This is a genomic window from Blautia wexlerae (assembly GCF_013300825.1).
GTDB classification, from domain to species: Bacteria; Bacillota; Clostridia; order Lachnospirales; family Lachnospiraceae; genus Blautia_A; species Blautia_A wexlerae_B.
On the sequence record NZ_JAAIMY010000054.1, the window covers coordinates 1 to 10,685 of the forward strand.

Annotated in this window: 14 protein-coding genes and 7 tRNA genes; 14 read left to right on the plus strand and 7 right to left on the minus strand. The window is 35.5% G+C overall.

Going from position 1 to position 10,685, the window contains the following annotated elements:
* The first annotated feature begins 70 nt into the window (after positions 1 to 70).
* The 7 genes from G4417_RS15820 (at position 71) to G4417_RS15850 (ending at position 711) form a co-directional block, all read left to right on the plus strand.
* Positions 71 to 143, plus strand: a tRNA-Asn gene (locus G4417_RS15820).
* 4 nt (positions 144 to 147) lie between these two features.
* A tRNA-Glu gene (locus G4417_RS15825) sits at positions 148 to 219 on the plus strand.
* Positions 220 to 267: 48 nt separating this feature from the next.
* A tRNA-Thr gene (locus tag G4417_RS15830) sits at positions 268 to 340 on the plus strand.
* A gap of 4 nt (positions 341 to 344) precedes the next feature.
* Positions 345 to 418 (plus strand) — tRNA-Ile (locus G4417_RS15835).
* Between the two features lie 15 nt (positions 419 to 433).
* Positions 434 to 507, plus strand: a tRNA-Asp gene (locus G4417_RS15840).
* Between the two features lie 42 nt (positions 508 to 549).
* A tRNA-Val gene (locus G4417_RS15845) sits at positions 550 to 622 on the plus strand.
* 3 nt (positions 623 to 625) lie between these two features.
* A tRNA-Leu gene (locus G4417_RS15850) sits at positions 626 to 711 on the plus strand.
* A 126-nt stretch (positions 712 to 837) separates the two neighbouring features.
* On the opposite strand, the gene G4417_RS15855 is transcribed toward G4417_RS15850, so the two are convergent.
* From G4417_RS15855 to G4417_RS15885, 7 genes are all read right to left on the minus strand, one after another.
* Positions 838 to 1,290, minus strand: a complete 453-nt coding sequence (locus G4417_RS15855) for a tyrosine-type recombinase/integrase (protein ID WP_173684170.1) — start codon at positions 1,288 to 1,290, stop codon at positions 838 to 840.
* Positions 1,291 to 1,341: 51 nt separating this feature from the next.
* The gene (locus G4417_RS15860; RefSeq protein WP_025580998.1) at positions 1,342 to 1,533 is read right to left on the minus strand and encodes a hypothetical protein; all 192 of its coding nucleotides are present in this window, start codon (positions 1,531 to 1,533) and stop codon (positions 1,342 to 1,344) included.
* Between the two features lies 1 nt (position 1,534).
* Positions 1,535 to 2,314 carry a hypothetical protein gene (locus G4417_RS15865; protein WP_173684171.1) on the minus strand — a complete coding sequence of 260 codons (780 nt, stop codon included), beginning with the start codon at positions 2,312 to 2,314 and terminating at the stop codon, positions 1,535 to 1,537.
* Positions 2,311 to 2,859, minus strand: a complete 549-nt coding sequence (locus G4417_RS15870) for an RNA polymerase sigma factor (RefSeq protein WP_025581000.1) — start codon at positions 2,857 to 2,859, stop codon at positions 2,311 to 2,313. Before G4417_RS15870 ends, G4417_RS15865 begins: the two co-directional genes overlap by 4 nt.
* 438 nt (positions 2,860 to 3,297) lie before the next feature.
* A complete protein-coding gene (locus G4417_RS15875; protein WP_118670191.1) occupies positions 3,298 to 4,656 on the minus strand; it encodes a M56 family metallopeptidase in 1,359 nt (452 codons plus the stop codon).
* Positions 4,657 to 4,683: 27 nt separating this feature from the next.
* Positions 4,684 to 5,079, minus strand: coding sequence for a BlaI/MecI/CopY family transcriptional regulator (locus G4417_RS15880; RefSeq protein WP_117676707.1), 396 nt, complete (start codon positions 5,077 to 5,079; stop codon positions 4,684 to 4,686).
* 42 nt (positions 5,080 to 5,121) lie between these two features.
* Positions 5,122 to 5,817 (minus strand): hypothetical protein, encoded by a 696-nt coding sequence (locus G4417_RS15885; protein WP_118614275.1) that lies wholly within the window; start codon positions 5,815 to 5,817, stop codon positions 5,122 to 5,124.
* Positions 5,818 to 5,958: 141 nt separating this feature from the next.
* Here G4417_RS15885 and G4417_RS15890 point away from each other — a divergent pair, with 141 nt between their 5' ends.
* The 7 genes from G4417_RS15890 to G4417_RS15920 all read left to right on the plus strand — a co-directional run bounded on the left by G4417_RS15890 (position 5,959) and on the right by G4417_RS15920 (position 10,457).
* Positions 5,959 to 6,633 (plus strand): hypothetical protein, encoded by a 675-nt coding sequence (locus tag G4417_RS15890; protein WP_173717702.1) that lies wholly within the window; start codon positions 5,959 to 5,961, stop codon positions 6,631 to 6,633.
* A 282-nt stretch (positions 6,634 to 6,915) separates the two neighbouring features.
* Positions 6,916 to 8,037, plus strand: coding sequence for a plasmid recombination protein (locus tag G4417_RS15895; protein ID WP_025581006.1), 1,122 nt, complete (start codon positions 6,916 to 6,918; stop codon positions 8,035 to 8,037).
* Complete coding sequence (locus tag G4417_RS15900) at positions 8,025 to 8,552, plus strand: DUF5688 family protein (RefSeq protein WP_173684173.1); 528 nt, start codon at positions 8,025 to 8,027, stop codon at positions 8,550 to 8,552. Before G4417_RS15895 ends, G4417_RS15900 begins: the two co-directional genes overlap by 13 nt.
* A gap of 77 nt (positions 8,553 to 8,629) precedes the next feature.
* Positions 8,630 to 8,803: a hypothetical protein gene (locus tag G4417_RS15905; protein ID WP_173684174.1), complete on the plus strand. Its 174-nt coding sequence runs from the start codon at positions 8,630 to 8,632 to the stop codon at positions 8,801 to 8,803.
* A 6-nt stretch (positions 8,804 to 8,809) separates the two neighbouring features.
* Entirely contained in the window at positions 8,810 to 9,244 is a 435-nt protein-coding gene (locus G4417_RS15910; protein ID WP_173684175.1) for a DUF6075 family protein, read from the plus strand.
* Between the two features lie 561 nt (positions 9,245 to 9,805).
* On the plus strand, positions 9,806 to 10,057 hold the full coding sequence (locus tag G4417_RS15915; RefSeq protein ID WP_025581010.1) for a hypothetical protein: 252 nt from the start codon (positions 9,806 to 9,808) through the stop codon (positions 10,055 to 10,057).
* Complete coding sequence (locus tag G4417_RS15920; protein WP_025581012.1) at positions 10,041 to 10,457, plus strand: PIN domain-containing protein; 417 nt, start codon at positions 10,041 to 10,043, stop codon at positions 10,455 to 10,457. Before G4417_RS15915 ends, G4417_RS15920 begins: the two co-directional genes overlap by 17 nt.
* Positions 10,458 to 10,685 lie beyond the last annotated feature (228 nt).

Here is a 10,685-nt window from a genome sequence, read left to right on the forward strand (position 1 = left end):
GAATCGCAGGAAGAATGAATCTCAAGGAAATGTCAACATGTATGTAGTTTTGAAGGTGCAAAACCTTTATTCCTCCTTAGCTCAGTCGGTAGAGCATGCGGCTGTTAACCGCAGTGTCGTTGGTTCGAGTCCAACAGGGGGAGTTTTGGCTCCATGGTCAAGCGGTTAAGACACCGCCCTTTCACGGCGGTAACAGGGGTTCAAATCCCCTTGGAGTCATTTGAATAATGGAAATGTGATTTTTGAGGCTTGATTCTGTTACAACATGCCGATGTGGCTCAATTGGCAGAGCAGCTGATTTGTAATCAGCAGGTTATCGGTTCGAGTCCGATCATCGGCTTTTTGGACCTTTAGCTCAGTTGGTTAGAGCAACCGGCTCATAACCGGTCGGTCCTGGGTTCGAGTCCCCGAAGGTCCATTTTTAAATTATTTTGGCCCAGTGGCTCAGTTGGTTAGAGCGTCGCCCTGTCACGGCGAAGGTCGAGAGTTCGAGTCTCTTCTGGGTCGTTAGCAATTTGCTGACGAGTTTGGTAAATTGCATAAGTATATGGAATCTTAGCTCAGCTGGGAGAGCATCTGCCTTACAAGCAGAGGGTCATAGGTTCGAGCCCTATAGGTTCCATATGCCGCAGTGGCGGAACTGGCAGACGCCCGGGACTTAAAATCCCGTGGGTAGTGATACCCGTACCGGTTCGATTCCGGTCTGCGGCATGATTATGAGATGCGAGAAATGTTGATTTTTCAATGTTTCTCGCATTTTTCGTTATTAAATATTTTGATTACACTTTTATTTTCCCCTGCTCATTGTTTGTCGCAATTTGAGCAGGGGATTTTTTATTATGGATTAGCCGGTTTGCTGTCTGAAAGATCTGTGTCCAAAGTATTAATCATAATTGTGCTTGATTTTGGATCAACAGACTGCTGCCGAATATAATGTAACGTAGTGCGCGTTTCAGAATGTCCTAGCATGGTAGATAACTGATTGAGTGGAACGCCAACTTCGTAAAGCATAGTTGTAATCGTAAATCTGATCTGATGACTGGAACGATAAGGAATATTCAATGGTTTGCATACTTTATTTTTAAGATGTTCGTTAAAAGAATCAGCATAAATGGGCTGTCCATCTTTCATAAAAAGAAAATCACCATCAGGATTTAATTTCAATGTTTTAGTGATAATTTCCTGTGCCTGCGGAGTAAGAGGAATACTCCGAAATCCTTGTGTTTTGTTACCTTTAATTCTTTCTTCAGTGCTGTATTGAACAGGGCTAAAGGTCAAATCATCATTCATAATCTGCTTTTTACAAACGAGTTTTCAGGGCGGCCCTTTTGAAAATTTCCATTATTTATTTTTACCTAATTTATATATTATTCCTATTATTATAAATGATGCACCTATGTATATTCGTACCAGATCCGAAATAACATTCTCCGCTTTTTCATTTCCATTATATATATTTACAGCTATAAGAAAAATAATGGCTAATATACACCATAGTGCAAATATGCATCTACGAATCTTTTTTTTCTTCACTTCAATCTTCCTTCTTTCTTTCATGATTAATAATGCCTTGTTTTATTGTCAAATAATCAGAAGTTGAACTAATAATATATAAATTGTATTCACCATCCTCTTTGATAGTTAATGTGTAACTTCCGACTATATTTCTCATGCTCTCCCCTTCATACATAATTCCATCACGGATATAACCTATAACAAATGTCTGTTTTTGAACTGTTTCTGATTTATATTTTTCAAAAGAAAATGTTAAAGTATCGCCTTCTTTGCAATTCCATCCTTTGTAATTATTCACATAAAATACTGCCATGCTTCCATTAGTCATAATAATTTCAGGCGTCACTTCATTTTTTACTTCAAATTCAGAAATAGATGAAGGTAAAACAATATTTTCATTTGCAACACCTTTTATAATGTTACTGTTATCTATAGGGTTTTTATCTATTTGTTTTATACATCTTTCTCCACTATAAGTAACTTCCGGAACAGAATTATCATTTATTTCTTTTCCGATTAATGATCTATTTTCTCTTGTAACTATTTCAGCTCCAAACAACTGAGTGATCCATTGAACTATTTTTCCATGTGTAGTCGTATTAATAATACTGCCCGTTGTAAAAACAAATACAATAATCAGTATTGCAGCCACAATATGAGTCATCCATTTATTATTGAGACATTTGTCCCTATTTAACCGATAATTTCTACCTGTGTTTTTATGTTCCAAACATTGTGCTGCTTCCAAGATGTATTTATCATCTATCTCATTCATTGCATAAAAAATATTTGTCTTCATAAATATTTCCTTTCCGTTAATTGTTTTTTTAACTTTTTCCTTGTTCTAAATAAAATGGATTCCACTTTACTTATGCTCATATTAGTGCATTTTGCAATTTCTTTTACCGGCATGAAATACCAATATCTCAATATAAAAATCTGACGGTGAGATTTTGATAAAGATGTCATGAAAATATCAATTTGTTCTTTTAATTCATTCTCCCTCCAATCATCCATATACTCTTTTGCTAAATAATTACTTAGCTCCTCATACGGCACACACTTATCTATATCTCTTTTGGCAGCATGAATATATTCATATTTTTTTAATGCTTGATTCCTTGCAATCTTTAAAAGATAAGCTTTCAAATTATCCGGTATTATAGGCGGAATTGTCATCCAGGCTCCTAAATATGTATCATTTCTACATTCTTCAACATCTAAAGTATTCTTTATTAATTTACAGATTAAAAAAGTTACAATTTTTCCATACTTTTTATCTGTTTCTATCAATGCATTTTCAGATCTATAATTATATAGCTCAATGATTTTTCTGTCTTCCATTCATTTCCTCCTTTCACTATATAAGTACGGATTTCAGTTTGGATTCTTGCAAATACTTTAAAATTTTTTTTATTAAAGGAAAGGGGCTATCGGTTAATGAATATGTACCCTTCTAGGTAAACAAGTGAAATAATAAAAACTTGTCACTTAGGAGGGAGCAGTTCAATTAACCGACAGCCCCTTTAGTAAAATAGAATATGGGTGAATTTTCTGTCTGTCGATAGTACTCTGTATGTTTATAGGCAGAGTACTTGACCGTAAAAAAAGAATTACTTGTGCGGTTCAGTTCTCCTGTTTCGTCCTGTTGGGAAGCAATACTGCAGCTTGGGCTTTCCGCGGATATTACATAGTCCATGTCAGAAATATTCTATAATTAATGCTAAGAAAATTCGTCTATGTGTCCTTTGTGGAATGGAAAATCTATAGCTAATATATTGGTTAATGTGGACAAGGTGAATATATTACGGTGCTGTCAAGTGAAAAATCTTTAGTGTAATTACACTTTGTACAAATTTTTCCTTTATATGTTTTTACAGTACACCCTCCATTTTTATTACGAGAATGATTTTTATGCTTACCGTTTACAAAGATATGAGAACAGCCAGCATAAGTTTGAATATCTCCTGGTTCAATAATTATAATATCCCCATTATCTGTAATAAAATAGTTCTCTGTATCTTTGAAATATATTTCGTCAGAAGGAATCATACTGCTTTCGTCTTCAAACGTAATACATTCTATTTCATTCCCATTATCAAAAACAGATACCTGAGCTCCTTCGGCAGGATCAAAAAAACCGGTCCATGGAACAGAACGTAAATCTGCAGTAGGAGGATTGTACGCAAACACTGGAATACAGGAAATACTTATCATAAAGATAATAATTGATACATTTAAAGCAATTTTAGGCTTAACAAAAATACCGATCCTTTTTACTCTTCTTTTAAGAAAAATCCGGTTGTTTTTTGAAAACATTAATGTAATTCTGGATTTCACTTCTGAACGTTCCTTTGCGGCGGTCATGATTAACAGATATCCATAACATCTTTGTTCTTCTCTGGAAAGATATTTCATTACATTTTCATCACAAGCAAGTTCCTGTACCTCTATTACCTCGCGAAAGAAAAAGTATACAAAAGGGTTATAGCAATGTAGCATCAGTACCAGAAAAGCCAGCTGCCGAAAAAGAAAATCGTGTGATTTTATGTGTTGCAACTCATGTCGAATGATTAAAGGTAAGTTATTTTTATCCGATAATGAGGTTAAAACAATAGATGGATGAAAAGTACCATATGTAAATGGAGAAGATGCTAAACTATTCTCATATACTGTAACTTTGTGCTGTAACTGCATTTCCTGTGATAACATTTCTACGATTTTTATGATTTCAGGATCTGACAACACATTTTGTGGAATTTTTCGGTGAAATCTGGAAAAATTGATTGCCTTATAAAAAATTATTATACTTAAGGAACAAATCCATAATCCTATAAATATTTTCTGTAAAGATCCCACGGAATTTAAATAAAATCCAGTAGATGTCTGAACGATTTTTCCGGTTAAAGAAATTACAACATTTCCATTTAAAGGCTTTGGAGTACTAAAATACCGATGATAAATAAAATACTTCAACAGTGGAAAAGGAACTAAATAAAGAAGCAGACAATATTTTAAACATCTATATCGAAACCTGGCTGAAATATAATTATCAAAAATGGTAGATAATGCTATATAAATAATAAAAGGAAAGGTTCCGGCGGCAGACATGGCAATTAATAATAAAATCAGGCTCTTCATAATCCACACCTCATTCTTGGCAGAGTATTAATCGCAAGTATTATTGTTAATAATATTTTTCAGTTCTTCAATATCTGACTCTGACAATTTTGTGTTGTACGTTAATGAAACCAGCAGATCTGAAATAGAACCATTGAAAGTATTATCTACAAAATCTGTAGCATATTTATGTGCTAATTCCTGTTCCGTAAGTTCAGGATAATAGGAACGTTTACACTTATAGCCCTTTCCTTCCGAATGAAGAATCCCTTTTTTCACAAGACGAGTTAAATAAGTGTGTAAAGTTGGTTGAGCCCAACCATAATGTAATTCCGTATTACAATATTTTTCCACTTCAGAAAAAGAAACAGGAGCATTGGTGTTCCAAAAATATTTCATTAGATTATATTCCATTTTCGATAAACCATAGTATGTATCACTCATAAGATTCCTCCAATCAATTAATATTTTATTTTCATTATATTTCTATGATATCCACCATGTTCCATCTGGGTGTTGCTGTAAGGAACCAATCGTTTCTGATAATACATTTCCCTTAAAATCTCTTACAATCATTTTTTCATAATATTTATATTCTTCGGTTGCACAATTGTTATCATCGTCCCAGCCTTCTTCTACCCAGGCAGAGAGATACACTTTTCCGTCTACTATCATACGTACACTCTCATTAGGAGTTGTGGGAAATCTAAAACTTTCTGGATAGTAGCTGACAAACTCATCATCTTCACTTGTAATGTAAATATCCTCTCCGATAATACGCAGATTATAAAGGTCTACATCCGCTATATTAAATTGTATAATCAACTCTGGAATTTTATCTGGAAGATATCTGAAGAGAGTAATTTTCCCACTATTATAATCTCCTTGTAAAAACCAAAAAGAATTCTTTAAATAAACAGGTGGGCCATATAATACATTCCTCTGTTTTTGAAATGGTTCATAAATTTTACCATTATTGTAATCATAAAAAGAAATAATTGAACCTTGATACCCACCTTTTTTTGACCATTCAATCATATCATAAAAGTCTGTTGTATCACTCATTGAATATCCGATACGAGATTGACCTGAAATTTCTTCGATATATTTTCCTGACACAACTTCAAAACGATTAAGTTTTATAACAATCACCTTCTTATAGCTAAATTTCGATTTACCCATTTATAGTATAGTATATAAATGTACATGAAATGTCAATAAATATATTACATGAATGTAGAATGATTTTATTGACATCATTGTAGAATAATGATATTCTATAACCAAACAGAAACAAGTATAAAAGTAGTACTATCAGTTTTTTTGCAGCGAAAGGAATATTTTAACAAACTGTCAAATTTAGAAAGAGGTGGTTTTATGTTGAGACAACATAAAAAAATTACAGCAGTTGTAGGGTTGACTATAAGTGCCTTGATGATTTCATCTGCATGCTATGCTCAGGATGATCCGAATGATGGATATGTTATTCACTATGACTTTGAAACTCAGGAAACTACTTATTATGGTTACGACAAAGAAGATCATGAATTTTACGAAGTAGATGATTATGTTGAACCTAATCGTACAGCCAGTGATGGAACTGCTGATATTGCTGATGCTCCAGATGAGATGGAGGGAGTAAATCCGGGAAATATTTATGTGGATAATCAGTCAATAAAAGAAGACGTTGATAATCCATATACAATTCTTCTTTTCAGTGGAAGTATGCCAACTGTATACAAATATAACAAAGAACAACCAGACGATCCATGGACTGTTGTAAGTCAGGAAAAAGTAAACTTGTTAGAAGGTAAGGTAAATAAAGTATCAAAATCCTACTTGATTTTTACAGATCAAAATAATGATGATATTAAAGTAAAAATCAAGAAGGATGAGCAGTGGCATCCAGGTGATGAAATTAAAGTGTTCGGCTTAACGAAAACGAAAGATGGAAAGGTTAAGCTTGCAAAGCAGTATGGATATTATAAGGTTGAATAATATATTAGGAAAAGAACACACATTAATAGAGTAAAATATATGAAAAAGGTCTTGGAACTTTTACAGTTTCAGGGCTTTTTTCTTTTGGGTAAATTCTTGGCATATTGTTAAGCGTGAAAAGTAGTGGACTTTTTGGATTGTAACTGCCGGATTTGAGCGACTAATGGCTTGCCATTAGTCGTATTGGGTTACTACTTTTGACAGAGAAAACATTGAATTGGGAGACCGAACTCTGGAGAGAGGATACGGTCGGGAGGAAGCAGGGAAGGAGAGAGTGACTATATGCCTAAGACTGTGAGTGTGCATAATGGCAGCGCAGCAAATCGAGAGCATAACCGGCGTAATCCCAGAACAACCGGTCAGATGCCACATATACAGCAGGATCTTGTTCATCATAATGAGACATGGATAGATATTCCTGTCCGAGAAGCCTATAAGCAGATTTTCCAGACTGCAGTCGATGATTACAATCGTCGTCAGTCAAGACCAGAGAGGAAGATTAGAGATTATTACAATCAGATTAGGAAATCAGCTAAGAAACATACCGCCTATGAGCTGATTATCCAGATTGGAGATAAGAATGACACCGGCTTGTCGGCAGACAATGAGATTGCCTGTCTCCGAGAATATTATAATAATTGGCAGCAGCGTAATCCTAATCTTTTTCTGTGTGGGGCATATCTGCATCGGGATGAGTCTACAGTCCACCTGCATATGGACTATATCCCAGTGGCACATGGATATACCAGAGGGATGTGTATCCAAAACGGACTGGTACGGGCGTTGGGCGAACAGGGATTCTTCAAAGAAGGCAGACAGACTGCTCAAATTTTATGGGAGAAGCGCGAACGACAAGAACTGGAACGTATTGCCCGGGATCATGGCATTGATATCTATCATCCGGATGGTGAGAAGAGACATCACCTGGATACGGAGATATACAAGCTTACGCAGGAAATTTCGCGTCAGCATATAGAATTAGACCAAAATGCGAATGACCTTAAGACAGGAAAACAGGCCCTTGATGATGTCCAAAATGCATTATCTGCAGATAGACAGGAATATACCATGCTCCGGCAGCAGCTTAGTAATGCCAGAAGAGCGATAGATGTTTATGAAAAGTTGAAACAGGAGTATGGGAGTCTACAGGATTCTTACAGAGAACTGCAAAATCAACATAATCAACTTATACAGGCAACTACTATAATCAAGGGTACGAGTAGAGAAGAGGTACCTCATCGTCGTTCTATTGTGAGTGGTAATTATAGTGTTCCGGAAGATGAGTACAAGTTGTTGTTGTCTGACCATCAGATTGCTGATACATACCGTAGAGAATTGGCAAAATACCAGCAGCAGATAGAGAGGCTGGCAGATATAAGAGAGTGGGGGATATGGCTCTTGTAATCTACATCTTGCTATATGCAGATCAGAATAATTATAATACGTGTCTCTGTCAAAAAGAGATAGTAGAGAACTGGGATGTATCGGAAGAGGAACTGTGGGAAGTTGCAATGCGAAATACGATGATGGATGCATTGCCGCGGATATATTACAGACCAGATGATACTGTAAATCCACCATACACTAAAGGAGCATTTATGGCAGCAGGAACCGAAGAAGATTTCAGAATAGGTAAAGATGATAATCCGATGGTTACAACGGTTCGTGGGATAAATGGAGCAATTGCGATGTTTTATCCGGGCGTACAAGAAGAGTTGGCGGAACTTACCGGCGGAGATTATTATGTGGCATTTCCAAGCGTTGATGGTGCAATGATACATTCGGTAGACGGTATTCAACCAAGGGATTTGTTATGGCGATTAAAGTGTACCAGAAGTATGATGACAGAGGGGCTCTTGAGCAAATATGTATATAAATATAATTCTGAAAAAAAGCAGTTAGAGCAAATGTATCTGTAGAAAATGTATTGTAGATTGAAAGAAAGCTGTATCTTTGATGATGCAGCTTTTTAAAAAGAAAGTTGAGAAATGTGGAAATGATTAAAATCAGATTAATGGAGGAAAGAGAAGAGATAAAGATCATAATTGAAAACATTAGTCATATTAATGATGTTAGAATTTTGTCCCTGTCAGATTTCTATGCCAATAGAGGAGGGGCAAGTGATTATGGAAGAATCTATATGGAAGTGGAGAAAAAAGATGCTGTGTAATGTTATATGGAAAGGAAGGGTATAGGAATGAAAGGCAAAATGTTAAAAGAAGTACAATTTGTGGATGACGAACATGAAAAATTTTTCTTGGATAATATTGTAAGATGCAGATATGAGGAGGTGTATCATCATGCCCTGATATATTGTCTGGGAATTAGCGAGACTACGCGAAGGAATATAGACAGTATTTATAATTTTGCAACAGGATGCATTAAAACAGAATGTCTTTGTGAAGACTGGCAGACGAGCGGGAGTATTAGAATTGTAAGATTAGCATTTTGTCTATATTGTGAAGGAACACCGAGTGTAAATGATATGGAGGATGTGAATTCTAAGTTGGCAGAATGTAGAGAATACACAGTAGGACAGATTTTCTGCTGCGAATATGCTAAATATTTTTTGGAAGCGATTAAATTAAGATATCCGGAATATTGCTTATGATTATTTGGTCGTGGATAAAATGTGAGTATTGTCACAAAGAGGTATAAAAGAGTTGCTTTTTTCGCTGAATTGAATATACTTATAAGCAGGAATAGAAATGTTCTCGATGTAAGAGCATCGTTAAAAGTTGGGTTGCAGATGGAGCAGGGTAACTTTCCATTTCATTAGATGTTTTATCTGGACATCGAGCCTGGCAGCTTGGATAAAGCTGTAGTCCACGTGGGGGACTTAATGATTTCCACGTTGTTATGGGTATCTTAACTGGATGCCGAGGCTGACAACCAGCAGAAAACTCTTTATAAATGGATTTTCAGAGGAGTGTGGGTAGAAACCATGCTCCTTTTTATTAATTATGAAAGATGAAAGAGTAAAAAATATTAGAAATATTATTTAGTTCAAGATTAGCTTAATATAGTCTAAATAAATAGAGAGATAATATGATATATACGCACCGCATAGTTTTCTTTATACAAATTTTATAGAATATTTTTTGTGAGAATGCTATACTGTAAGTAGTAATAGGAAAGAAATATAATATGTAATGAAAGGGGTAATATATATATGGAAGTTGTTCGTAAAATTGTAGATGCAAAAAAATTGATGTCTGTGATTCCATTGCCAGAGACTATGCGTAACAGGCGAGTGGAAGTCATCGTATTACCTGCTGAGGAACAGAAAGTTTCTGAGAATTTAAAGAAGAGTGGCAATATAGAATCTTTAGTGGATTCATTAGTAGGAGTTATTCGGGACACGGGTATGACACTGGAGGATTATCGCGCTGAAAGGCTGGGAAAGTATGAGAATCTTGATTGATACAAATGTAATATTGGATGTGTTGTTGAAACGATCTCCATTTTACGAAACAGCGATAGAAGTTTTAAAGTTATCGGCAAGAGATGATATTCAGGAATTTGTTTCAGCTTCAGCAATTACAGATATTTACTACATTGCATATAAGAATTTAAGAGATAAGGCAGCAGTAAGAGAGCTTCTGAAAAAACTGCTTTTGATTGTGTCCGTGGCAGGTGTTTCGGAGGAAGAAATCCAAAAAGCACTGGAATTGGAATGGAACGATTTTGAGGATTCTGTACAGTATTCAGTAGCAGCACTAAATGAGATGGATGGAATAATTACTCGAAATGTAAAGGATTATTCATCAGCAGAAATGCAGGTATGGGAACCGGCTCAGTTTCTTGAAAAAACAAAGTGCTGATTTGCTTACACTTTTGATTACACTCAAAAGAAGGTGTGCTGAACCCTCCTGTTTTTCTAGGTTTGCAGACCTGAATTCCGGTTCGATTCCGGTCTGCGGCATGATTGTAAATAAGAGAAACGTTGATTTTGTAGCGTTTCTCTTATTTTTTTGCTTACAGGTTTTGAACACACTTGAATAACTGCGCGTCGCATTCTCGTTACTTCAGTGATGAGTTAGACGCGCAAT